The sequence below is a fragment of the Novosphingobium sp. genome (assembly GCF_965228995.1).
Lineage (GTDB): Bacteria > Pseudomonadota > Alphaproteobacteria > Sphingomonadales > Sphingomonadaceae > Novosphingobium.
The window spans coordinates 657,513-681,347 of the sequence record NZ_OZ245852.1 but is presented as its reverse complement, the minus strand read 5'-3'; the positions used below and the strand labels follow the sequence as shown (position 1 = coordinate 681,347).

Here is a 23,835-nt window from a genome sequence, read left to right as displayed (position 1 = left end):
CGGTCAACTCGCCAGCGCGAGCGGCAACCGGCCGGACGAACCCTTGATCACGGACTTGCGTCGCATCGTAGCGGGCGCGACGACCGCCGCCGGCCGGTGCGCCCTATCGCGGGTGCGGAACGTCGCCACCAGTTCGTTGAGGCGCAAGGCTTCGGCGGCGAGGTTGCGCGTCGCGGCGGAGGATTCTTCCACCATCGCCGCGTTCTGCTGCGTCATCCGGTCCATTTCGCCCATCGCCGTGTTGATCTGGCTGAGGCTCGCGGCCTGGCGTGTTGCAGATCCGGCGATGCTGCCCGTCAGCGCACCGATTTCGCTGATTCGCCGCAGGATCGCCTCGAGCCGGGTGCCGCTATCCCGCACCAGTTCGACACCCGCGCCCACTTGCTCCCCGCTGGCGGTAATCAGTGTCTTGATGCTCTGCGCTGCATCGGCGCTGCGCTGGGCGAGCGCCCGCACTTCGGTGGCGACCACCGCGAAGCCCTTGCCCGCCTCCCCGGCGCGCGCCGCCTCGACCCCGGCATTGAGCGCGAGAAGATTGGTCTGAAACGCAATTCCGTCGATCACACTGATGATCTGGCCGATTTCCTGCGCGGAATGCTCGATGGCCGCCATCGCCTCGATCGCCCGCCGCACGACTTCGCCGCCCTCGCCGGCCTCGCGGTCGGCCTGCGCGATGGTCTGGCTCACGGCCTGCGCGCCGCTCGCTGTCTCGTGGACGATGCCGGTCACGGCGTTCATCGCGCTTGCGGTCTGAGCGAGCCGCGCGGCCTGCGCCTCATTGCGCGAGGCCAGATCCTGCGCCGCCGCGCCGATTTCGGAGATGCTGCCCTGCACGCTCGCCGTACCGACTCGCACGATACGCAGCGCTTCCGCCAGCGAGGCCACGGCCGCGTTGTAATTCTCGCGCAGCGTCTCATAGGCGGGCGGGAAAGACTGATCGAGCTGATGCTCAAGGTCCTTGGCCGCAAGCCGTGCAAGCCCCGCCGAAAGGGCCTCGACCACGGCTGTCTGCTCATTCGCGGCTTGCCGGCGCCACTCCTCCGCCTCGCGAAATACCTGCATCGCACGGGCGACCTGCCCGATCTCGTCAGGCCGCGCAGTGCCTTCGATCGGGACGCTGGTGTCGCCATCTGCCATGCGCTGCATCGCCGCTGCAGTGTCCACCAGCGGCGTTACCACCAGCTTCTGCGCGGCGCGTGCGCACCACAGGATCAGGCCGACCATGCCTAAAGCCAGCACGGCAAGGCCCGTCAGCGCCAGACCGGTCATCTTCACGTTGTTACCGGCCGTTTCGGCGCTGTACGTGCGGCTCAGCGCAACGATGCTGCGCACCTGGTCGCGCTGCACGCGGTAGATCGGCGCGATATCCATGGAGAAGGCCTCTTCCATCGCCGTGCGATTGCCGCTCGACACGGCGGGGAGGAACTTGCTGTCCATGACCTGCCAGAACCTTTCGGCCGCGGCGATCGTGTCGTTCAGGGGCTGGCGCAGCGGCCCGGGCACCGGCGCGGTCTTCCAGTAGGCCTTGCGCGCCTCGAACTCGGCACGCTCATCCTTGAGTTCGTCCAGATAGGCTCCGGCGCGTACGGGATCGCGCAAGATCAGCGAGGCGTTGAGATAAGGTTCGACTACGAACGCCGGCGGCGGCAGCACGTCCGCAAGCATCTCGGCCTGAAGCGCGCTGTCCTGCGTCATCGGACCATCGGCGCGGATGGCGTAGACCACGGCCGAGGCGAGCGCGATGATCGCCAGGAGCAGGCCAATCAGAAGCCGGGCGCCGATACGCGCCTTATCGCTGAGCATGCAGATAACTCCGATTCGGGACTGCCGGAGAAAGGCGTCCTTTGCCGGAGCTCTACGCACCAAGGCCTTGCCACGAGCCGCTCGGTAACCCTGCAAAAACTACGTACGACCTTGCCATGAAACCAAAAACCCCGCCGGCAGGGCCGGCGGGGTCTTCAGTTCAAGCACCGGGGTGGTTCAGCCGATCAGGCCTCGTCACCCTCGATCAGGTAATCACCGGCATCGGCGTCGAGACCGTGGGTTTCACCCTCGACGGCCGCGAGCGGATCGTTGCCGATTGCCGCTTCCGGGCCCTGTGCCAGCTCTGCGGCATGCTCTTCGGCTGCCGAAGCGGGCGCGATGAGCGATTCCTGCAGCTTGCGGTACGAAGCGCGCAGCGCGGCATCGCGGCTGGTGGCCGCAACGCGCAGACGGTTCATGCCCGCACCCGTGCCTGCCGGGATCAGGCGGCCGACGATCACGTTCTCCTTGAGGCCGATCAGCGAGTCCCGCTTGCCTTCGACCGCCGCCTGCGTGAGCACGCGGGTGGTTTCCTGGAACGAAGCCGCCGAGATGAACGAACGCGTCTGCAGCGAAGCCTTGGTGATGCCCAGCAGCACCGGCTTGCCTTCGGCCGGGGCCATGCCCGGAGCCAGCTTGGCGTTGTATTCGTTCATTTCTTCCAGATCGACCTGCTCACCAGCCAGCAGCGTGGTATCGCCACCGTTGGTGATCTCGACCTTCTGCAGCATCTGGCGAACGATCACCTCGATGTGCTTGTCGTTGATCTTCACGCCCTGCAGACGGTAGACTTCCTGGATTTCCGCAACGAGGTACTCGGCCAGCGCCTCGACCCCCATCACTTCCAGAATGTCATGCGGGTTGGGCGAACCGGAAATCAGGTTATCGCCCTTCTTGACCCAGTCGCCTTCCTGAACGTCGATCACCTTGGACTTGGGGATCAGGTACTCGACCGGCTCGCCTTCCTCGGGGATGATCGCGATCTTGCGCTTGGCCTTGTAGTCGCGAACGAATTCGATGCGGCCCGAGATCTTCGCGATGATCGCGTTGTCCTTCGGGATGCGCGCTTCGAACAGTTCGGCCACGCGCGGCAGACCGCCGGTGATGTCGCGGGTCTTGGCGGCTTCGCGGCTGGCACGCGCCAGCACGTCACCTGCCTGAACCGTCTGGCCATCCTCGACCGAAAGCGTGGTGCCCGGCGCCATCAGATAGCGGCCGGTTTCACCCGAGTTCTCGTCAAGCAGGGTCAGGCGCGGACGGAGATCTTCCTTCTTCGCGCGCCCACCAGCGCGGTTTTCGGTCACGACGCGCTGGGCGATGCCGGTCGCGTCGTCGACCAGTTCGGTCAGCGTGCGGCCGTCGATGAGGTCCTGATAGCGGACCACACCCGGCTTGTCGGTGATCACCGGCAGGGTGAACGGATCCCACTCGGCCAGGCGTTCGCCCAGCTTCACCGTGGCCCCGTTCTCGTGGATCAGGTGCGTACCGTAGGGCACGCGGTGCATCGCGCGTTCACGGCCCTCGTTGTCGAGCACCACGATCTCGCCGTTGCGGGCAAGGCTGAGGCGGCGACCGCGCGAGTCGGTGATTGTCGGGATATCACGGTACACCACAGTACCGTCGCACAGCGATTCGAGGTTGGACTGCTCGTTGACCTGCGCAGCACCACCGATGTGGAACGTACGCATGGTCAGCTGCGTGCCCGGCTCACCGATCGACTGCGCCGCGATGACGCCGACCGCTTCACCGATGTTCACCGGCGTACCGCGCGCAAGGTCGCGGCCATAGCAGGTGCCGCACACGCCGACTTGCGCCGCGCAGATCAGCGGCGAGCGGATGCGCGCCGACTGTGCGCCCGCAGCCTCGATCTTCGTGATCGCGGCTTCGTCGAGCAGCGTACCCTTGGGCATCAGCACTTCGCCGGTCTTGGCCTCGATCATGTCCTCGGCCAGCGTGCGGCCCAGAATGCGCTCGCCAAGCGAGGCGATCGTCGCGCCGCCCTGCACGATCGCGCGCATTTCGAGCGCCCGCTCGGTGCCGCAATCGTCGATGGTGACGACGCAGTCCTGCGAAACGTCGACAAGACGGCGCGTCAGATAGCCCGAGTTGGCAGTCTTCAACGCGGTATCCGCAAGACCCTTACGAGCGCCGTGGGTCGAGTTGAAGTACTCAAGGACGGTCAGACCTTCCTTGAAGTTCGAAATGATCGGCGTTTCGATGATTTCGCCCGAAGGCTTGGCCATCAGGCCGCGCATACCGGCGAGCTGCTTCATCTGCGTCGGCGAACCGCGCGCGCCCGAATGGCTCATCATGTAGATCGAGTTGACCTGCGCCTCACGGCCCTGATCGTCGAGCGGAGTGGCCTTGATCTCTTCCATCATGGCCGCCGCCACCTGATCGCCGCAACGGCTCCAGGCGTCGATCACCTTGTTGTACTTTTCCTGCTGGGTGATCAGACCGTCCTGATACTGCTGCTCGTAGTCGGCCACCAGTTCCTTGGTCTCACCCACCAGCGCGTCCTTGCTGTCGGGGATGATCATGTCGTCCTTGCCGAACGAAATGCCCGCCTTGAACGCATTGCGGAAGCCCAGCGCCATGATCGCGTCGGCAAACAGCACCGTGTCCTTCTGGCCGGTGTGGCGATAGACCTGATCGATGACGTCGGCGATTTCCTTCTTGGTGAGCAGGCGGTTGACCAGCTCGAAGGGAACCGTGCTGCTCTTGGGCAGGCATTCGCCGATCAGCATGCGGCCCGGCGTCGTGTTGTAACGCTTGAGGTACTGCTTCCCGCTCTCGTCGGTCTGCGGCACGCGCGCCACGATCTTGGTGTGCATGGTGACGGCACCGGCGAACAGCGCCTGATGCACTTCAGCCATGTCGGCCATCATCATGCCTTCGCCCGGCTCACCCTGACGGTCCATCGACAGGTAATAGAGGCCCAGCACCATGTCCTGCGAAGGCACGATGATCGGCTTGCCGTTGGCAGGCGAAAGGATGTTGTTGGTCGACATCATCAGCACGCGCGCTTCGAGCTGGGCTTCCAGCGAAAGCGGCACGTGGACGGCCATCTGGTCACCGTCGAAGTCAGCGTTGAACGCCGAGCAGACGAGCGGGTGCAGCTGGATCGCCTTGCCTTCGATCAGCACGGGCTCGAAAGCCTGGATGCCAAGGCGGTGGAGCGTCGGTGCGCGGTTCAGCATCACCGGGTGCTCGCGGATCACTTCATCCAGGATGTCCCAGACTTCCTTGCGCTCCTTCTCGACCCACTTCTTGGCCTGCTTCAGGGTCATCGAGAGACCCTTGGCATCGAGGCGGGCGTAGATGAACGGCTTGAACAGCTCGAGCGCCATCTTCTTGGGCAGGCCGCACTGGTGCAGCTTGAGCTCGGGACCGGTCACGATCACCGAACGGCCCGAATAGTCGACGCGCTTGCCGAGCAGGTTCTGGCGGAAGCGGCCCTGCTTGCCCTTGAGCATGTCGGACAGCGACTTCAGCGGACGCTTGTTGGCGCCCGTGATGATGCGGCCGCGGCGGCCGTTGTCGAACAGCGCGTCAACCGCTTCCTGCAGCATGCGCTTTTCGTTGCGGACGATGATGTCCGGCGCGCGCAGCTCGATCAGGCGCTTGAGGCGGTTGTTGCGGTTGATGACGCGGCGATAGAGATCGTTGAGATCCGAAGTCGCGAAACGGCCACCATCGAGCGGCACCAGCGGGCGCAGTTCGGGCGGGATGACCGGGATCACGTCGAGGATCATCCACTCCGGACGGTTGCCCGAATCGATGAACGATTCGACGACCTTCAGGCGCTTGATGATCTTCTTGGGCTTCAGCTCGCTCTTGGTGGTGGCGAGTTCCTCCAGCAGGTCCTTGCGTTCCTGCTCGAGGTCGAGGTCCATCAGCATCTGCTTGACCGCCTCGGCGCCGATTCCGGCCGAGAACGCGTCTTCGCCGTACTCGTCCTGCGCGTCGAGCAGTTCGTCTTCGGTGAGCAGCTGGTAGCGCTCGAGCGGGGTGATACCCGGCTCGATCACGACATAGCTCTCGAAGTAGAGGATGCGCTCAAGCTGCTTGAGCTGCATGTCGAGCAGCAGGCCGATGCGCGAAGGCAGCGACTTCAGGAACCAGATGTGCGCGACCGGCGCGGCCAGCTCGATGTGGCCCATGCGCTCGCGGCGCACCTTGGTGACGGTGACTTCGACGCCGCACTTCTCGCAGACGACGCCCTTGTACTTCATGCGCTTGTACTTGCCGCAGAGGCACTCGTAGTCCTTCACCGGGCCGAAGATGCGCGCGCAGAACAGGCCGTCACGCTCGGGCTTGAACGTGCGGTAGTTGATCGTTTCCGGCTTCTTGATTTCGCCGAAGGACCAGCTGCGGATGCGCTCGGGGCTCGCCAGACCGATCTGGATCTGGTCGAACGTCTCGGGCTTGGCGATCTGGTTGGTGAACTTGGTAAGGTCGTTCATTCTTCATTCCTCGCTTGGAGGGAAACTCTAAGGGCGATCAGTCAGTTGGCCGGCGGGCAGGTGCCGCGCCGGCCATTCGACTGTCACTCCGCCGCCATCGGCATCCCGTCATCGTCGTCCGGCTCGTCGATCGACGAAAGTTCGACGTTGAGACCCAGGCTGCGCATTTCCTTGACGAGCACATTGAAGCTCTCGGGAATGCCGGCCTCGAAGGTGTCGTCACCCTTGACGATCGCTTCGTAAACCTTGGTGCGGCCGACCACGTCGTCGGACTTCACCGTCAGCATTTCCTGCAGCGTGTACGCAGCGCCATAGGCCTGCAGCGCCCAGACTTCCATTTCGCCGAAGCGCTGGCCGCCGAACTGCGCCTTGCCGCCCAGCGGCTGCTGGGTGACGAGGCTGTAGGGCCCGATCGAACGTGCGTGGATCTTGTCGTCGACAAGGTGGTGGAGCTTGAGCACGTACTTCATGCCCACCGTGACCTTGCGGTCGAACGCCTCACCGGTGCGGCCGTCATAGAGCGTCACCTGGCCCGATTCGTCGAGGCCTGCGAGCCGCAGCATGTCGGTCACGTCCTTTTCGACCGCGCCGTCGAACACCGGCGAACCCATCGGCACGCCCTGGCGAACCGACTGGGCGAGGTCGACGATCTGATCATCGCTGCGCGCGTCGATCTCGGCGGTGTAGTTATCGCCGTAGATCTCCTTGAGCAGGTCGCGGACCGCTTCAGGCGGCTGCCCGGCTTCGGGGTTCGGATTGGCTTCGCGCCACGCATCGAGCGCCGCGCCGATCCGCTTGCCGAGGCCACGCGCGGCCCAGCCGAGGTGCGTTTCGAAGATCTGTCCGACGTTCATGCGCGAAGGCACGCCCAGCGGGTTGAGCACGAAGTCGACCGGCGTGCCGTCCTCGAGGAACGGCATGTCTTCCTGCGGCAGAATGCGGCTGATGATACCCTTGTTGCCATGACGGCCGGCCATCTTGTCGCCCGGCTGCAGCTTGCGCTTCACCGCGACGAAGACCTTGACCATCTTGAGCACGCCGGGCGCCAGTTCGTCGCCGCGTTCGAGCTTCTCCTTGCGGTCCTCGAACTTCTCCTGGATCGCGCGGACGGCGGCGTCGTACTGTGCCTTGACCGCTTCCAGCTGCTGCTGGCGCGCGTCGTCGGCGAGGGCGAACTTCCACCACTCGTGGCGCTCGACATCGGCGAGCACCTGCTCGGTGATCTCTTCGCCCTTCTTCACGCCCTTGGGTGCTGCGGCCGAAACCTCACCGACCAGCATTTCCCTGAGACGGTTGAAAGTCGCGCGGTTGAGGATCGCGCGCTCGTCCTCGCGGTCCTTGGCGAGGCGTTCGATTTCCTCGTTCTGGATCGCGCGGGTACGGTCGTCGATCTCGATGCCGTGACGGTTGAACACGCGCACATCGACGATCGTGCCCGAAACGCCCGGCGGCAGACGCAGCGAAGTGTCGCGCACATCGCTCGCCTTTTCGCCGAAGATCGCGCGAAGCAGCTTCTCTTCCGGCGTCATCGGCGATTCGCCCTTGGGCGTGATCTTGCCGACGAGAATGTCACCGGGGTGCACTTCGGCGCCGATGTAGACGATGCCCGCTTCGTCGAGGTTGCGCAGGGCTTCCTCGCCGACGTTCGGGATGTCGCGGGTGATGTCTTCCGGCCCAAGCTTGGTGTCGCGGGCCATGACTTCGAACTCCTCGATGTGGATCGAGGTGAAGACGTCTTCCTTCACGATGCGTTCGCTGATCAGGATCGAGTCTTCGTAGTTGTAGCCATTCCACGGCATGAACGCGACGAGCACGTTCCGGCCGAGCGCCAGCTCGCCGAACTCGGTCGAGGGACCGTCGGCGATGATCATGCCCTTTTCGATCAGATCGCCCACCTTCACCAGCGGACGCTGGTTGATGCAGGTCGACTGGTTCGAACGCTCGAACTTCTGCAGGCGGTAGATATCAACGCCCGACTGGCCGGGTTCGATATCGCCCGAGGCGCGGATCACGATGCGGGTCGCGTCGACCTGATCGACCACGCCCGAACGCAGCGCCGAAATCGCCGCGCCCGAATCGCGCGCAACGGTTTCTTCCATGCCGGTGCCCACGAACGGCGCGTCGGCCTTGACCAGCGGCACCGCCTGGCGCTGCATGTTCGAGCCCATCAGCGCGCGGTTGGCGTCGTCGTTTTCAAGGAACGGAATGAGCGAGGCGGCAACCGACACCAGCTGCTTGGGGCTGACGTCCATGAGCGTCACGTTCTCGCGCGGGCTCATTACGAATTCGCCGTTCTGCCGCGCCGAGACGAGCTCTTCCTGGAACGAACCGTCCGGATTGAGCTCGGCCGAGGCCTGCGCCACGGTGTGCTTCTGCTCTTCCATCGCCGAGAGATAGACCACGTCGCCGGTGACCTTCTGGTCCACGACCTTGCGGTACGGCGTCTCGATGAAGCCGTACTTGTTGACGCGGGCGAAGGTGCTGAGCGAGTTGATCAGACCGATGTTCGGGCCTTCCGGCGTTTCAATCGGGCAGATGCGGCCATAGTGCGTCGGGTGCACGTCGCGCACTTCGAAGCCGGCGCGCTCGCGGGTCAGACCACCCGGCCCGAGCGCCGAAACGCGGCGCTTGTGGGTGACTTCCGAAAGCGGGTTGGTCTGGTCCATGAACTGCGAGAGCTGCGAGGAACCGAAGAACTCGCGCACCGCGGCCACAGCGGGCTTCGCGTTGATGAGGTCGTTCGGCATCACGGTCGAGACGTCGACCGAGCTCATGCGCTCCTTCACCGCGCGCTCCATGCGCAGCAGGCCGACGCGGTACTGGTTTTCCAGCAGCTCGCCCACCGAACGGACACGGCGGTTGCCGAGGTTGTCGATGTCGTCGACTTCGCCCTTGCCGTCCTTGAGGTTCACCAGCTCCTTGACCACGGCGAGGATATCATCGGTGCGCAGCGTGGTGATGGTGTCCGGGCAATCGAGGCCAAGACGCATGTTGAGCTTGACGCGGCCCACCGCCGAAAGGTCATAGCGGTCCGGATCGAAGAACAGGCCGTCGAACAGCGCTTCAGCGGTTTCGCGCGTCGGCGGCTCGCCGGGGCGCATCACGCGGTAGATGTCCGAAAGTGCCTGGTCGCGGTCCTCGGCCTTGTCGGCCTTCATCGTGTTGCGGATCCACGGACCCGTGTTCACGTGGTCGATGTCGAGCAGTTCGAGCACGTCGACACCAGCGCGGTCGAGCACTTCGAGGTTCTCAGGCGAAACTTCGTCGCCCGCCTCGATCCAGATGCGACCGGTGCTTTCGTCGATCATGTCCTTGGCGGCATAGCGGCCGAAGATTTCCTCGGTCGGGATGAGCAGATTCTGCAACCCGTCCTTGGCCGCCTTGTTGGCTGCGCGCGGGCTGATCTTGGTGCCGGCGGGGAACACGACTTCACCCGAAGCGGCATCGACGATGTCGAACGCGGGCTTCGTACCGCGCCACTGGTCGAGCACGAAAGGCACCTTCCAGCCGCCCTCGGCACGCGCCCACACGACTTTGTCGTAGAAGAAGTCGAGGATCTGCTCGCCGTTGAGGCCGAGCGCATAGAGCAGCGCCGTCACCGGCAGCTTGCGCTTGCGGTCGATGCGGACGTTGACGATGTCCTTGGCGTCGAACTCGAAATCGAGCCACGAACCGCGATAAGGAATGACGCGTGCGGCAAACAGATACTTGCCCGAAGAGTGGGTCTTGCCGCGGTCATGGTCGAACAGGACGCCCGGCGAGCGGTGCATCTGGCTGACGATGACGCGTTCGGTCCCGTTGATGATGAAGGTGCCGTTGTCGGTCATGAGCGGGATATCGCCCATGTAGACGTCCTGCTCCTTGATATCGATGAGGCTCTTGGTCTCGGTCTCGCTGTCGACTTCGAAAGTCGCGAGCTTGAGCGTCACCTTCATCGGCGCGGCATAAGTGATCCCGCGCTGGCGGCACTCGTTGACGTCGTACTTCGGCGCCTCGAGCACATAGCCGTCGCGCTCCTTGATATCGAGGCTGGCGGTGCCGGCGAAGTCCTGGATCGGGAAGACCGAGCGCAGCGTCTTCTCCAGACCCGAGACATAGCCCGTGGCCGGATCCGAACGCAGGAACTGCTCGTAGCTTTCGCGCTGAACCTCGATCAGATTCGGCATCTGCACCACTTCGTGGATGTCGCCGAAGATCTTGCGGATGCGCTTCTTGAAACCGGCGCGTGCCGGCTTGGCCGAGGGAGTTGCCTTGGTAGCCATGGAAGGTTCAACCTCTTGTCTGTCACTCAGGCCGGGCAGGAAACCCGGCGGAAACCACACGCGGCGTGTGGTGCCAACGCACGAAACGCCAAACGCCACCCATGGATTCCAGCTGGATTCCCGGTGGTAATTGGCATCATCGCGTCAGACGAAACCCGGACCGCTTCCTTCCTGGGCAATCCCCCGCGTATGGGACCGCCTTGCTCGAAGTGGTGGGCAGAGCCGGCGAAATAGGGGTGATGGGCACCATTGTCAATGTGCGACGACCGGTTAGGACGGTCGCGAACGGCGGTAGCACAACTGGAGAGTGCACCGTGAAATACCGGAACGACGTGCGGTTCAAGCCCCACCCGTCGCTCACCTCTGTTGGCGCCTCAAGTCAGAAGTACGCCCCGGTTTGCTTGACTCTTCGCCGCGCTTGCGCCAATGCGCCCGCCGACCAGACGGGCTTCGGCTCAGAAAGTCATCCGTCCGAGACAGCTGGCGCAGGCTTCCTGCTTAATCTCCAGCCTAGACGGGGAAAAGAGATTCCGGGCGCCAAAAGCGCCCACGGCCTGATGATCCGCTCCTATGCGGAACGCCAGCCATTCGTGCGGTTTTCCGCACGCTCCTTCCCCCCTCAACGGACTCGCCCGTGGTGCCCCTGGTGCCATGGACATACGTAGCCGGTCGTCGGGGGCATGCCCCCTTCGGCCACATGTGAAGGAGTATGGCATGGATCGTTCGCAGAAAGCCGAATCGGTCGCCTTCCTGACCGAGGTGTTCAACGAGGCAGGCACGGTGGTTATCACCCGCAACCTCGGCATGACGGTGGCCCAGTCCACTGCCCTGCGCATCAAGGTCCGCGAGGCGGGCGCTTCGTTCAAGGTTGCGAAGAACAGTCTGGCCAAGATTGCCGCCAAGGGCACCGCGTACGAGGGCATGGTTGACCTCTTCACGGGTCCCACCGGCATCGCCGCTTCGGCGGATCCGGTGGCGGCCGCCAAGGTCATCGTCGATTTCGCCAAGACCAACGACAAGCTCGAAATCGTTGGCGGTGCAATGGGTTCGGTGGTTCTCAACGTCGATGGGATCAAGGCACTCGCCACGATGCCCTCGCTCGACGAGATGCGCGCCAAGCTCATCGGCCTCATTCAGGCTCCGGCGACCAAGATCGCCCAGCTCACGACCGCTCCGGCGGCCAAGCTGGCTCGTGTCTTTGCTGCCTACGCCGAGAAGGATGCCGCGTAAGCGCCAAAAACCGGCGAACGCAATCTTCGGACTGTTTTTCCAATCATTCGCCCGTCCGGGCAAATCACATTGAGGAGTTATCATCATGGCCGATATCGCCAATCTCGTTGCAGAACTTTCGAAGCTCACCGTTCTCGAAGCCGCTGACCTCGCCAAGGCTCTCGAAGAAGCATGGGGCGTCAGCGCCGCCGCTGCTGTTGCCGTTGCTGCGCCCGCCGGTGGCGGCGAAGCCGCTGCTCCGGTCGAAGAGAAGACCGAATTCGACGTCATCCTGACCGGCGACGGCGGCAAGAAGATCCAGGTCATCAAGGAAGTGCGCGCGATCACCGCCCTCGGCCTGACCGAAGCCAAGACCCTTGTGGAATCGGCTCCGAAGGCGATCAAGGAAGGTGTCAACAAGGCCGAGGCCGAGGACATCAAGGCCAAGATCGAAGCCGCTGGCGGCACCGTCGAGATCAAGTAAGATCTTGCAGTTTCGCGGGTGTCTTGAAGCATCCGTGTGACGGAAAGGGCGGGCCGCAAGGCCTGCCCTTTTTGTTTGCGGCCTCAATGAATGTCGATCTGCCGCACCGGGGGCAGGGCAAACTGGAACAGCAGCGCGCCGACCGCGCTCACCCCGGCGACAAAGAGAAACGCGCCGACGTAGGAGCCCGTCGCATCCACGATCGCGCCGGTCACGATCGGTCCGATGATTCCCGAAATGCTGGCTATGCCGGTCTGCCACCCGATCCAGCTGCCGGCGAGACGTGGCCCCGCGTAAATCTGGCCCAGCGCGAAAACCATCGTGGGGCCGATGCCCATTGCCGCGCCCGTCAACAGGAGCCAGCCGAGCACGGCCGCCGGCGAAGCTGCATAGGCGATGCCCAGCACCCCGATGACCATGCCGATCTGCCCGAGAACGGCAAACCGGCGTCGCACCAAACCTTCATCGAGTCCGCGCCGGATCAGAAGATCCGAAACCTGGCCGCAGCCCACCGATGACAGGGCCTGAACCACGTAAGTCGTGGTGGCGAAGGCAGACATTGTCGCAATCGAAAAGCCGCGGCTGGTGGTGAGATAGAGCGGCAGCCACACGACGACAAAGAAGGCGCAGAAGTTCGCCGTCGCATTGCACAGGCCCATCAGCCACAGCGCGCGGTGCGAAAGCAGCTGCAGATAGGGCATGTGCAGGCTGGCCTGCGCGGGTTCGCGGCCCTGCGGCAACGCACGCACGGCGGCAAACCACGGCGCAAGCCAGAGCAGCGTGCCCGCGCCGAACAGGATGAAGATTGCCCGCCAGCCCCAACCACCAAGAATCGCGCCGCCCGCCAGCGTGCCGACGGCCGGCCCCAGCGCGATGCCGACGCCCACGACCGCATTGGCCAGGCCGCGCCGCTCCGGCGGGACATGGCGGGCGATCATCTTCGAACTTCCCGAAAAGGCGCAGCTTTCGCCCAGACCCAACATCATGCGCAGCAGGATGAGGCCGGTGAGGCCGCTGGCAAAGCCCGTCAGCAAAGTGCTGGTGGCCCACACCGCCACACCCATGGCATAGAGGCGGTAGACCGAGACCCGGTCCGCCAGCCACCCGACCAACGGGTGTGCTGGGCCATAGAGCCAGAAAAAGGCCGAAACGGCGATGCCGAACTGCGTGGCGGTGAGGTGCAGGTCCGCCTTCATCAACGGCGCCGCGATGCCGATCGCGCCGCGATCGACGAAATTGAGCAGCACCGCGAGGCCCAGCAGCGCGACAAGTACGGTCACTGCCCTGTTATCGGCCCTGTTATCGGCCCTGTTATCGGCCCCATTGCCGACCCGTGCCTCCTGCGCCCCCGATGCCGCCATTCCGCCGCCCTCCCCGATCCGGCCATGAGGGTAGGGGCGCAGCCGCAGGCCGACAACACCTGTTCTTTGCGCGCCACAACCCCTATGGGCCTCCCCATGTTCGAGGCAGCCCCCACCCGCTGGAGCGATGAATGGCGCGCGACGCTGCATCTTGCCGCGCCGCTCGTTGGCGCGAATCTGCTGCAGATGGCGGTCTTCGCGGTCGACGTTATCTTCGTCGCGCGGCTCGGCCCCGTGGCGCTTGCCGCCTCGGCGCTCTCGGTCTCGCTGTTCGGCCTGCTCATCTGGAGTCTCACCGGCCTTGTCGGCGCGGCCTCCCCGCTGATCGCGGCAGAGATCGGTGCTCGGCGCCACGCCGTGCGTGAAGTGCGCCGCACCGTGCGCATGGCAGGCTGGGCCGGATTCATTGCCGCAGTTGGCGCGATGGGTGTGTGCATGCTTGGCGGACCGCTGATGCGGATCACCGGGCAGAGCGAAGACGTCATCGCGCTCGCCGTGCCGTTCCTCAACGTGCTGATGTGGGCCTCGATCCCGGCCGTAATGGCCGCGCTGCTGCGCACGGTGGTGTCCACGCTCGGCCGCCCGATGATCGGTACCGCGATCAACGGCCTTGCCGTCGCGGTCAACGCGCTGGGCAACTACACCTTTGTCTTCGGCCACTTCGGCGCGCCCGCCATGGGCCTGACCGGCTCGGCGCTTTCAAGCATCGTCACCAGCGCCTGCATGCTGGCGGCCTATGTCGTCGTCATCCGCCGCGATCGCCGCCTCAAGCGCTACCGCTTTGGCGGGCGCTGGTGGCGGCCTGACTGGACGCGCTTCGTCGATGTGCTGCGCATCGGCCTTCCCATCACCGCCACGATCATTGCCGAGGCGGGCATGTTCAATGGCGCCGCTTTCCTGATGGGCCGCATCGGTGAAGTAGAACTGGCCGCCCACACCGTCGCGCTGCAGTTTGCCGCATTCACCTTCCAGGTCCCCTTCGGCATTGCCCAGGCCGCGACGATCCGCGTCGGCCTCGCCTTTGGCGCGCGCGACAAGGCCGCGATCACGCGCTCCGGTCAGGTCGCGATGGTCCTCGGCATCGGCTTCATGGCCGCGATGGCGACGCTGATGCTGGTCTTCCCGAACCTCATCCTCGCCGCCTATATCGACCCGGCAGACCCCGCCAACGCACGGCTGGTGCAGCTTGCCACGCAGTACATGGTCGTCGCCGCCGCCTTCCAGATCTTCGACGGCGCGCAAGCGGTTGGTGCGGCGCTGCTGCGCGGCCTGCAGGACACGCGCGTGCCAATGGGCATTGCCCTGTTCGGCTACTGGATTCCCGGCATCGGCACCGCGCTGTGGCTCGGCCTGATGACCCCTCTGCAGGGCCTCGGCGTATGGATCGGCCTTGCCGTCGGCCTCATCGTCGTTGCCGCGCTGCTGCTCTGGCGCTGGCATCGCCGCGCCGCACTGGGACTCCTTCCGGCCTAAAAAACTTGCGCGCCGGAGGTTGACCTCCCTTCTCCCCCCACCCATATGCGGCATGCTGGCACTCTCCCCCCGAGAGTGCCAAGTGCCAATTCATTTTCATGGAACAAGGGAGATACCCATGACCTTCCGTCCGCTGCACGACCGCGTGCTCGTGCGCCGAGTCGAAGCCGAGGAAAAGACCGCCGGCGGCATCATCATTCCCGATAGCGCCAAGGAAAAGCCCGCCGAGGGCGAAATCGTTGCCATCGGTTCGGGCGCCCGCGCCGAAAACGGCACGATCACCCCGCTCGACGTCAAGGTCGGTGACCGCGTCCTGTTCGGCAAGTGGTCGGGCACCGAAGTCAAGGTCGGCGGCGAAGACCTGCTGATCATGAAGGAAGCCGACATCCTCGGCGTGATCGGCTGATCCAGCCGGGCCTTCTTCCTCAACTTCATTTCATTCAAAGGAAATCATCATGGCTGCCAAGGACGTAAAGTTCGGCCGCGACGCCCGCGAACGCATTCTGCGCGGCGTCGACATCCTCGCTGATGCCGTCAAGGTCACGCTGGGCCCCAAGGGCCGCAACGTCGTGATCGACAAGAGCTTCGGCGCGCCCCGCATCACCAAGGACGGCGTTACCGTCGCCAAGGAAATCGAGCTCAAGGACAAGTTCGAGAACATGGGCGCGCAGATGCTGCGCGAAGTCGCCTCGAAGACCAACGACCTCGCGGGTGACGGCACCACCACTGCCACCGTGCTGGCCCAGGCGATCGTGCGCGAAGGCATGACCGCGGTTGCCGCCGGCATGAACCCGATGGACCTCAAGCGCGGCATCGATATCGCCGTCGGCAAGGTCGTCGAAAACCTCAAGGCGCGCTCGACCCCGGTCGCCGGCACTGCGGAAATCGCGCAGGTCGGTATCATCTCGGCCAACGGCGACGTCGAAGTCGGCCAGAAGATCGCCGAGGCGATGGACAAGGTCGGCAAGGAAGGCGTGATCACCGTGGAAGAGGCCAAGGGCCTCGAATTCGAACTCGATGTCGTCGAAGGCATGCAGTTCGACCGCGGCTACCTCTCGCCCTACTTCATCACCAACCCCGACAAGATGACGGTCGAGCTCGACAGCCCCTACATCCTGATCCACGAGAAGAAGCTCTCGTCGCTCCAGGCGATGCTGCCGGTTCTCGAGGCCGTGGTGCAGACGGGTCGTCCGCTCCTCATCATCGCCGAGGACATCGAAGGCGAAGCGCTCGCCACCCTCGTCGTCAACAAGCTGCGCGGCGGCCTCAAGGTCGCGGCCGTCAAGGCTCCCGGCTTCGGTGATCGCCGCAAGGCCATGCTGGGCGATATCGCCACGCTGACCGCCGGTGAAATGATCTCCGAAGACCTCGGCATCAAGCTCGAGAGCGTCACGCTCGCGATGCTCGGCCAGGCCAAGAAGGTCACCATCGACAAGGACAACACCACCATCGTCGATGGCGCCGGTTCGGCTGACGAGATCAAGGCCCGCGTCGAGCAGATCCGCGCCCAGATCGAAGTCACCACCAGCGACTACGACCGCGAGAAGCTGCAGGAACGCCTTGCCAAGCTTGCTGGCGGCGTGGCCGTGATCAAGGTCGGCGGCGCTTCGGAAGTCGAAGTCAAGGAGCGCAAGGACCGCGTTGACGACGCGCTCCACGCGACCCGCGCTGCGGTCGAAGAAGGCATCGTCCCCGGCGGCGGCACCGCGCTGCTCTACGCAACCAAGGCCCTTGCCGGCCTCAAGGGCGCCAACGACGACCAGACCAAGGGCATCGACATCGTGCGCCGCGCGATCATGGCCCCGGTTCGCCAGATCGCCACGAACGCCGGCCACGATGGCGCGGTCGTCTCGGGCAACCTGCTGCGCGAAGGTGACGAGAGCCAGGGCTTCAACGCTGCGACCGACACCTACGAGAACCTGAAGGCTGCCGGTGTCATCGACCCGACCAAGGTCGTGCGCACTGCCCTGCAGGACGCAGCCTCGGTTGCCGGCCTCCTGATCACGACCGAAGCCGCGATCAGCGAGAAGCCCGACGACAAGCCCGCGATGCCCCCGATGGGTGGCGGCATGGGCGGCATGGGCGGCATGGACTTCTAAGTCCGGCGCTTACCAGGCACCAAGAATTGGGGCCGGAAGGGAAACCTTCCGGCCCTTTTTCTATGTTTGGGTTGATTCAGGAGACTGAGAACTAGTGAAGCTTCGAGGACGATAGCCATCGGATCTTCACTTCCATTTCTCCCGGCCCGCTATCGCGCCAATTCTATCGCAATCCCCAAATCCAGCCCGACCCACGCCCCGTCCGTCGTGAGCGCTGTCGCCCCCTGCTCTGCGGCGAGAGCGAGGCAAGCGCGGTCGCCGAAGGAGAGGCTGTTGGCGCGGGTGGCGGGGCGGAGGGCCCCGGCGCGAAGGGCGGCTTGGGTATCGAAGGGGCGCACGTCCAGATCAAGGTCTGCGAGGCTTTCGACGATAGCCTCTTGCGGCACGCCGCGCTCGGCCAGTTTGGCGACGACTTCGGAAAGATTGACCGCGCTGATGCAGGCCTGCCCGAAGTGCGCCTCGACCGTTTCAGCGCCGCGTTCGCCGAGCATGGCGGCGAGGAGGGCTGAGGCATCGAGCACGTAGCGCGGGTCACTCATCGTCGGCGGCGTGTTTGCGATCTGCAACCAATTCGTCTGACAGGCTCACGCCAACAGGAATATGTGCGCGCAGGCGCGCCTGCACCCGGCTCAGCACGCCGCGCACCGGGCGCACGTGCAGTTCGCCATCGACAATGCACATGATCACCGGATCGCCATCGGCAAGCCCGAGTTCGCGCCGGATATCGGCCGGCACTTGCAGACGGCCCCCGCTCACCAACTTGCCCCGCTGTGCATTCATGTCGAAATACCCGCTTAGTGTCGATTTTGAGCTATTATACATTTTTGCCTGATCTGTCGATTATGCTGCGACCTGTCGCCGCAACGCCGTAGACAGCCGCCATCGCATCGCTAACCTCACGCACCAAAGCAAAGGGGGGATGCAGGATGCGCAAACGGACGGTTGCATTGATCGGCGCGGGGGTTCTGGGGCTCGCCGGGATCGGCTGGTACGCCAGCCTCGATGCAGAAACACGGGGCCTGCTCGCCGCCTTGCCCACCAATCGCGATGTTCTGATGTGGACGGTCCCGCAGCGCGATGCGGCGTTCAGGGCGATGGACCGCTTGCCCGTGCTCGCCGAGGCGCGGGAAATTGCGCCTTCGGATCACCCTCTGCCGCTGCCGTCGGGCAAGCCGCTCGTCATACCCGGCGTCGAAGCCTACATGGCCAGCCAGCGCGCGGCCGGGTTGGTGATCGTGCAGGATGGCAAGGTGCGGTTTGAACGCTACGGCCTCGGCTTCGGACCCACAGGCCGCTGGACCAGTTTCTCTGTGGCCAAGTCTTTCACCTCCACGCTCGTCGGCGCGGCGATCAAGGACGGCTACATCAAGAGCCTCGATGACAAGGTCAGCCGGTATATCCCGGACCTCAGGAGGTCGGCTTATGACGACGTGAGCGTGGCGCAGCTCCTCACCATGAGCTCGGGCGTGCGCTGGAACGAGGACTACGAAGATCCCAGGTCCGATGTCGCCTCGTTCAACAACGCCGAGCCCGAGAAGGGCATGGACGCAACGGTGAGCTACATGAGGAAGCTCCCGCGCGCGCATCCGCCCGGCACCGTCTGGCACTACAACACGGGCGAGACCAACCTGATCGGGGTGCTCGTCTCCTCGGCCACGAAAAAGCCACTCGCGCAGTATCTCGAGGAGAGGATCTGGAAGCCCGCAGGCATGGAAGCGAAGGCAACGTGGCTGCTCGGCAAGACCGGCCACGAAATCGCCGGCTGCTGCCTCCAGGCTGCGACACGCGATTTCGCGCGGATGGGGCTGTTCGTGCTGGCGAACGGCAACGCGGGCGGCCAGCAGATCGTACCCGCCGACTGGTTCGCGGCAGCCACGCACAAGCAGAAGGACATCGGCGAGCCGGGCAAGGGTTATGGCTATCAGTGGTGGACTTATGACGACGGCACGGTCGCCGCGCAGGGCATCTTCGGCCAGGGCATCTTCATCGATCCCAAGCGCCGGCTGGTGATCGCCAGCAATGCCGATTGGCCCCGCGCCGATGCAGGACCGCAACCTGCCGCGCGCGAGGCCTTCTACCGCAAAGTTCAGGGGCTGATCGACGCGGGGGAGTGATTACGGCTGTCCTACAAGCGCCGCACCGGGATAGGCGGGCAGCATGTCCCCGCAGCCCGCCTTCATCTTCGCATCCCGCTACCTCAAGGGCCGCCGGGGCGGGCCGCGGCAATTGCTCTCTGGACTGTGTCAACTGTGTCAACTTGACCTAAATTCATCGCGAATCCCCCAAGGGCCAATGGACAAAACCTGTAACCCGAACTTAGAGGCAACGACTCGTATGGGGGGAATGGCGATGCGCAAGGCGGTATGGGGCACGGCCCTCGGGATACTGGCATGGGCCGGCACCGCGCATGCCGATGGCACGAAGCTTGCGCCCGTGCCTGCGGCACAGAAAGCAGGATTCGACCAGATTCGTGAAGCGGACTTGCGCGCTGACCTCACCTTCATCGCTTCCGATGCGCTGGAGGGCCGCATGTCGCTCCAGCCCGGTGATGATGCAGCCGTCCAGTGGATCGCCGCCGAATTCGCCAAGGCCGGGCTCCAGCCAGCCGCCACCGATGCAAACGGCAAGCCGAGCTACCTTCAGAGCGTGCCGCTTATCGAGTATCGCTCAAACCCTGCCGCCAATTCGCTCACGCTCCGGCTCGGCAATGCCGAGCAAAGCTGGAAGGCGCCCGAACTCATTGGCGGCTACCGCGACGACGTGGACCTCACCGCCCCGCTCGTCTTCGCGGGCTTCGGCATTACCGCGCCGGGCGTAGGCTACGACGATTACAAGGGCCTCGATGTGCGCGGCAAAGTCGTGCTCGTGTTCGAGCATGAGCCGCAGGAAAACGATCCTGCCTCGCGCTTCAATGGCACCGGCAACACGCGCCACGCCACCAATCGGGTGAAGGCGCTCAACGCCCAGGCTCACGGTGCGCTGGCCGTGCTTGTCATGGCCGAACCGAACCGCAAGCACCCGTCCAACCTCGAACGCTACAACCGCATCGGCGGCAGCGCCAAGCGCGTCCCCCCGCTTCCGGGACAGGCGCTGCTCGACGATGAGTTGCACATTCCGGTGCTGACTGTCTCGGATGTTGTCGGCTCTGCTCTGCTCGCCAAGGCGGGGATGACCCCGCAGGCGCTGCAGAGCGCCATTGATGGGTCGTTGGCGCCGCAGTCGCGTGCCCTCGCTGATACGACGGTTGCGCTCCATCTCGAGAACGTGTCGCGCAGCCGGGGCGTGTCGGCCAATGTCGTCGGCTTGCTGCCCGGCTCCGATCCCTCGCTCGCACCCGAAACGGTGATCATCAGCGCGCACCACGATCACGATGGCAGCAACGGGCCGGAGATCTGGCACGGCGCTGACGACAACGGTTCGGGCACCGTCGGCGTTGTCGCGTTGGCGCGTGCCTTCATGGCGAATTCCGTGAAGCCGAAGCGCTCGATTCTGTTTACCGTGTTCGCGGCGGAGGAGCGCGGGCTTCTCGGCAGCTACTACATGGCCATGCATCCACTGCGCCCGCTCGCCACAACGCGCGCCCTGATCAATTTCGACATGATCGGCCGCAACGAGGAACCGAGTGACCAGACCACCGGGCTACTCGATATCCCGAAGGACACCACCAACCGTCTGAACCTCATCGGCGCGCCCTACAGCCCCGATTTCAACCGTGCCGTGCAAACCGCCAATCGCAGCGTGGGCCTCGATCTCGATGATCGGTTCGACCACGAAAATGCACTCAACGTGTTCTTCCGGAGCGATCAGTTTCCCTTCGTTCTGAAGGATGTACCGGCGATGTGGTTCAACACCGGCTTCCACCCCGATTACCACCACACCACCGACACTGCAGACCGGATCAACTACATCAAGATGACGAAGATCGTGAAGCTCGCCTACCTCTCCGCCTGGCGGTTCGCCAGTGAGGCAACGCCACCGGCTTTCGTGCCCGATCCCGCGGGCCACTGACATCCCAGCCGCCGCACACCTGTCCCCTGAGGCCTAGTGTGAATTCAGTTTGACAGTCTATTTGTAAAGACGGATTGTCACTCATCGGGCAGCGTCGCTGCCAGCCATGGAGGGCCGCCTATGCCCGACCAGTTTCCCCTTGAGCCTACACCCAGCCTGTCAGTCGAGACCGTCGTCTCGGTGCGCCACTGGAATGAGTTCCTGTTCTCCTTCACCATCACCCGCCCGCCAAGCTTCCGCTTCCGGTCGGGCGAATTCGTGATGATCGGCCTGATGGGCGACAACGGCCGCCCGCTGCTGCGTGCTTATTCGATGGCCTCGCCCGCCTATGACGAAGTCCTCGAGTTCCTCTCGATCAAGGTGCCCGATGGCCCGCTGACCTCGCGCCTCCAGACGATCAAGGAAGGCGATCACATCTATCTCGGCCGCAAGCCGACCGGCACGCTGGTGGCAGACGCCCTGCTGCCAGGCCGCCGCCTTTTCCTGCTGGGTACGGGCACCGGCCTTGCGCCGTGGATGTCGCTGATCCGCGATCCCGATATCTACGACCGGTTCGAACAGATCGCCGTGGTCCATTCGGTGCGCGGCGTCTCCGACCTTGCCTATCGCGATATGCTGGAAGCACGGCTGGCCGACGACCCGCTTGTCGGCGAAATGGCTGTCGAGCGGCTGACCTACATCCCCACGGTGACACGCGAGGCGTTCCACACCAGCAAGCGGATCGAAGGTCTGATGCTCGACGGAACGCTGTTTCAGGGAACGCTGGGCGAGCCGAAGAACTTCGATCCGGTGCACGACCGCGTCATGCTCTGCGGCTCGATGACGATGATCAAGGAAGTGGCGGCGATGCTGGAGGGCTTCGGCTTCACCGAAGGCGCCAATTCGCATCCCGGTGAATATGTGATCGAGCGCGCCTTTGTCGGTTAGGCCGGCCGTTCGAGCAGGATCAGCGTGGTGTCCCCGTCTACCTGCTCGTCATAGCGGACGAAGCCGAGCTTGGCCGCGACCGCCAGCGAGGGCAGGTTGGTATCGTTGATCATGCAGCCCACGCGGCGCCCCGGGAAAGTGGCGTCGAACCATGCCAGCGAAGCGCGGGCCGTTTCGCTGGCGATACCCTGTCCCCAGGTCTTGCGCGCGAAGATCCAGCCGATCTCCGGCGTATCGTCCAGCCCCTTCCCAAACCCGCGCCACGAATGGAATACCCCGCAGATCCCGAGCACTTCATCGCTACCCCGTGCGCGGCAGGTGAAGATGCCATAACCGAACAGCGCCCACGAACCGGCGTTACGGCAAAGCCGATTGAATTCCTCGACAGTACCGGTTGGCCGACTACCGAGATGCTGGCGGACTTCCTCATCGGCAAGCAAATCGATCAGCGCTTCATGGTCGCGCGCTGCGGGCCGCCACAGATCGAGGCGTTCGGTCGAGAATTCAGGTCCGCTCATAGCGCGACGTCTACCGCGTGGATCGCCACACCGACAAGTCCGCCGACGAGTGTTCCGTTGATACGGATGAATTGAAGGTCGCGGCCGACCGCACCCTCGATCCGGTCGGTTACGGTCCGCGAATCCCAGCGGCGCACCGTCTCGGACACCAGCCGGACGATCTCGTCCCCATATCGGGTAACGACACCAACCAGAGTACGCCGCGCGAACCGGTTGACCAGCACCTGCAGGCGCGAATCCTGCTGCAAAGCGCGGCCCAGCTCCGCCAGCGAGGCCCCGATCCGGTCGCTGCCCTCACCGCGCGCAGCGCCGCCGGAACGAACTGCCCGCAGCAATTGCGCCCTGCCGCGCTCCCACAAGCCATCGAGCCAGGCGGCAAAGGCAGGGTTCGCCAGCACATCACGCTTCATCGCTTCTACCCGTGCATGCATCGCCGGGTCGTTCACCAGAGCATCGGCCAGTGCGCCGAGGCTTTCCTCGATCTTCAAGCGCAGCGGATGATCCTCGATCACCACGGTCTCGGCGAGAAGCTTGTAGAGACCATCAAGGATTCCGCTCGCGAGCCGCTCATCAAGTCCCGTCCAGCGCATGACGGTATTGGCCTTGTCATGGATCATCCGGCGCACGAGATCCTCATTGGCCTCGAGCGCTTCGGCTGATCGGCGGATCAACGCCTCGATCAGCGGCATGTGCCGGCCTTCCGCGATCATGGCAGCAAGCAGGTTACCAAGCAGCGGAGCCAGCGCGAGCCGCTCGATCCGGCTACGCAGCGCCGCCTTGGCCATCCCGCCGAGCTTCTCCTGATCGAGCGATCCAAGCACATCGGCGATGAGGCTGGCTGCACCGGCCCCGAGCCGACTTTCCCCCTGGCGCGGATTGGCGAGATAGTTCCCGGCAGCATTCGCGGCGTTCAGGCTGCGCAGGCGGCGGGCGACGACCGGCGGGGTCAGAAAGTTCGCGCGCAGGAACGCCGCCATCGAATCGGCGATGCGGTCCTTGTTGACCGGTATGATCGCAGTGTGCGGAATGGGCAGGCCGAGCGGATGGCGGAACAGCGCGGTAACCGCGAACCAGTCGGCGAGGCCGCCCACCATGGCGGCTTCGGCAAAGGCGCGCAGGAAACCCCAGCCGGAGTGGTGCACTTCAAGCTGCCGAGCCGCGAGGAACAGCAGGGCCATCAGGAGCAGCAATGCGGTGGCGAACAGCCGCATCCTGCGCGCAGGAT

16 protein-coding genes and 1 tRNA gene are annotated in these 23,835 nt (G+C 64.5%); 9 read left to right on the top strand and 8 right to left on the bottom strand.

Features of this window, described 5'->3' with window-relative positions; genetic code table 11:
* Positions 1–3: 3 nt before the first annotated feature.
* The 3 genes from ACO056_RS03070 to rpoB all read right to left on the bottom strand — a co-directional run bounded on the left by ACO056_RS03070 (position 4) and on the right by rpoB (position 10,531).
* Positions 4–1,803 carry a methyl-accepting chemotaxis protein gene (locus tag ACO056_RS03070; protein WP_421851636.1) on the bottom strand — a complete coding sequence of 600 codons (1,800 nt, stop codon included), beginning with the start codon at positions 1,801–1,803 and terminating at the stop codon, positions 4–6.
* A 185-nt stretch (positions 1,804–1,988) separates the two neighbouring features.
* Positions 1,989–6,269 (bottom strand): DNA-directed RNA polymerase subunit beta', encoded by a 4,281-nt coding sequence (gene rpoC / locus ACO056_RS03065; protein WP_421851633.1) that lies wholly within the window; start codon positions 6,267–6,269, stop codon positions 1,989–1,991.
* An 83-nt stretch (positions 6,270–6,352) separates the two neighbouring features.
* Positions 6,353–10,531, bottom strand: a complete 4,179-nt coding sequence (gene rpoB, locus ACO056_RS03060) for a DNA-directed RNA polymerase subunit beta (RefSeq protein ID WP_421851630.1) — start codon at positions 10,529–10,531, stop codon at positions 6,353–6,355.
* Positions 10,532–10,817: 286 nt separating this feature from the next.
* Here rpoB and ACO056_RS03055 point away from each other — a divergent pair.
* From ACO056_RS03055 to rplL, 3 genes are all read left to right on the top strand, one after another.
* Positions 10,818–10,889: transfer RNA gene (locus ACO056_RS03055), tRNA-OTHER, on the top strand.
* A gap of 356 nt (positions 10,890–11,245) precedes the next feature.
* Complete coding sequence (rplJ, locus tag ACO056_RS03050) at positions 11,246–11,761, top strand: 50S ribosomal protein L10 (protein ID WP_421851627.1); 516 nt, start codon at positions 11,246–11,248, stop codon at positions 11,759–11,761.
* Between the two features lie 85 nt (positions 11,762–11,846).
* Complete coding sequence (rplL, locus tag ACO056_RS03045; protein WP_421851624.1) at positions 11,847–12,224, top strand: 50S ribosomal protein L7/L12; 378 nt, start codon at positions 11,847–11,849, stop codon at positions 12,222–12,224.
* Positions 12,225–12,307: 83 nt separating this feature from the next.
* Here the strand turns inward: rplL and ACO056_RS03040 are convergent, their stop codons facing one another.
* Positions 12,308–13,504, bottom strand: coding sequence for an MFS transporter (locus ACO056_RS03040; protein ID WP_421851621.1), 1,197 nt, complete (start codon positions 13,502–13,504; stop codon positions 12,308–12,310).
* Between the two features lie 177 nt (positions 13,505–13,681).
* Between ACO056_RS03040 and ACO056_RS03035 the strand changes: the two genes are divergently transcribed.
* From ACO056_RS03035 to groL, 3 genes are all read left to right on the top strand, one after another.
* Positions 13,682–15,058, top strand: coding sequence for an MATE family efflux transporter (locus ACO056_RS03035; RefSeq protein WP_421851618.1), 1,377 nt, complete (start codon positions 13,682–13,684; stop codon positions 15,056–15,058).
* A 118-nt stretch (positions 15,059–15,176) separates the two neighbouring features.
* The gene (gene groES / locus ACO056_RS03030) at positions 15,177–15,464 is read left to right on the top strand and encodes a co-chaperone GroES (RefSeq protein WP_067906513.1); all 288 of its coding nucleotides are present in this window, start codon (positions 15,177–15,179) and stop codon (positions 15,462–15,464) included.
* Between the two features lie 49 nt (positions 15,465–15,513).
* Entirely contained in the window at positions 15,514–17,157 is a 1,644-nt protein-coding gene (gene groL / locus ACO056_RS03025; RefSeq protein ID WP_421851615.1) for a chaperonin GroEL, read from the top strand.
* Between the two features lie 149 nt (positions 17,158–17,306).
* On the opposite strand, the gene ACO056_RS03020 is transcribed toward groL, so the two are convergent.
* Positions 17,307–17,696 (bottom strand): type II toxin-antitoxin system VapC family toxin, encoded by a 390-nt coding sequence (locus tag ACO056_RS03020; RefSeq protein ID WP_421851612.1) that lies wholly within the window; start codon positions 17,694–17,696, stop codon positions 17,307–17,309.
* Complete coding sequence (locus tag ACO056_RS03015; RefSeq protein ID WP_421851610.1) at positions 17,689–17,913, bottom strand: AbrB/MazE/SpoVT family DNA-binding domain-containing protein; 225 nt, start codon at positions 17,911–17,913, stop codon at positions 17,689–17,691. The genes ACO056_RS03020 and ACO056_RS03015 overlap by 8 nt, the downstream gene beginning before the upstream one ends.
* Positions 17,914–18,083: 170 nt before the next feature.
* Here ACO056_RS03015 and ACO056_RS03010 point away from each other — a divergent pair, with 170 nt between their 5' ends.
* The 3 genes from ACO056_RS03010 (at position 18,084) to ACO056_RS03000 (ending at position 22,092) form a co-directional block, all read left to right on the top strand.
* Positions 18,084–19,271, top strand: a complete 1,188-nt coding sequence (locus ACO056_RS03010) for a serine hydrolase domain-containing protein (protein ID WP_421851607.1) — start codon at positions 18,084–18,086, stop codon at positions 19,269–19,271.
* A 235-nt stretch (positions 19,272–19,506) separates the two neighbouring features.
* Positions 19,507–21,165 carry a M28 family peptidase gene (locus ACO056_RS03005; protein ID WP_421851604.1) on the top strand — a complete coding sequence of 553 codons (1,659 nt, stop codon included), beginning with the start codon at positions 19,507–19,509 and terminating at the stop codon, positions 21,163–21,165.
* Between the two features lie 120 nt (positions 21,166–21,285).
* Entirely contained in the window at positions 21,286–22,092 is an 807-nt protein-coding gene (locus ACO056_RS03000; RefSeq protein WP_421851601.1) for a ferredoxin--NADP reductase, read from the top strand.
* On the opposite strand, the gene ACO056_RS02995 is transcribed toward ACO056_RS03000, so the two are convergent.
* Both ACO056_RS02995 and ACO056_RS02990 read right to left on the bottom strand, forming a co-directional pair.
* On the bottom strand, positions 22,089–22,610 hold the full coding sequence (locus ACO056_RS02995; RefSeq protein WP_421851598.1) for a GNAT family N-acetyltransferase: 522 nt from the start codon (positions 22,608–22,610) through the stop codon (positions 22,089–22,091). The two genes, ACO056_RS03000 and ACO056_RS02995, sit on opposite strands and share 4 nt — an antisense overlap.
* Positions 22,607–23,821 carry a DUF445 domain-containing protein gene (locus tag ACO056_RS02990; protein ID WP_421855276.1) on the bottom strand — a complete coding sequence of 405 codons (1,215 nt, stop codon included), beginning with the start codon at positions 23,819–23,821 and terminating at the stop codon, positions 22,607–22,609. Before ACO056_RS02990 ends, ACO056_RS02995 begins: the two co-directional genes overlap by 4 nt.
* Positions 23,822–23,835 lie beyond the last annotated feature (14 nt).

Bases quoted from the DNA above. Each gene is read 5' to 3' on its own strand.
- ACO056_RS02995 (WP_421851598.1), bottom strand. From the start codon at position 22,610: ATGAGCGGACCTGAATTCTCGACCGAACGCCTCGATCTGTGGCGGCCC.
- groL (WP_421851615.1), top strand. From the start codon at position 15,514: ATGGCTGCCAAGGACGTAAAGTTCGGCCGCGACGCCCGCGAACGCATT.
- ACO056_RS03005 (WP_421851604.1), top strand. From the start codon at position 19,507: ATGCGCAAGGCGGTATGGGGCACGGCCCTCGGGATACTGGCATGGGCC.
- ACO056_RS03000 (WP_421851601.1), top strand. From the start codon at position 21,286: ATGCCCGACCAGTTTCCCCTTGAGCCTACACCCAGCCTGTCAGTCGAG.
- rpoC (WP_421851633.1), bottom strand. From the start codon at position 6,269: ATGAACGACCTTACCAAGTTCACCAACCAGATCGCCAAGCCCGAGACG.
- rpoB (WP_421851630.1), bottom strand. From the start codon at position 10,531: ATGGCTACCAAGGCAACTCCCTCGGCCAAGCCGGCACGCGCCGGTTTC.
- ACO056_RS03010 (WP_421851607.1), top strand. From the start codon at position 18,084: ATGCGCAAACGGACGGTTGCATTGATCGGCGCGGGGGTTCTGGGGCTC.
- ACO056_RS03020 (WP_421851612.1), bottom strand. From the start codon at position 17,696: ATGAGTGACCCGCGCTACGTGCTCGATGCCTCAGCCCTCCTCGCCGCC.
- rplL (WP_421851624.1), top strand. From the start codon at position 11,847: ATGGCCGATATCGCCAATCTCGTTGCAGAACTTTCGAAGCTCACCGTT.
- ACO056_RS03035 (WP_421851618.1), top strand. From the start codon at position 13,682: ATGTTCGAGGCAGCCCCCACCCGCTGGAGCGATGAATGGCGCGCGACG.
- groES (WP_067906513.1), top strand. From the start codon at position 15,177: ATGACCTTCCGTCCGCTGCACGACCGCGTGCTCGTGCGCCGAGTCGAA.
- rplJ (WP_421851627.1), top strand. From the start codon at position 11,246: ATGGATCGTTCGCAGAAAGCCGAATCGGTCGCCTTCCTGACCGAGGTG.
- ACO056_RS03070 (WP_421851636.1), bottom strand. From the start codon at position 1,803: ATGCTCAGCGATAAGGCGCGTATCGGCGCCCGGCTTCTGATTGGCCTG.
- ACO056_RS02990 (WP_421855276.1), bottom strand. From the start codon at position 23,821: ATGCGGCTGTTCGCCACCGCATTGCTGCTCCTGATGGCCCTGCTGTTC.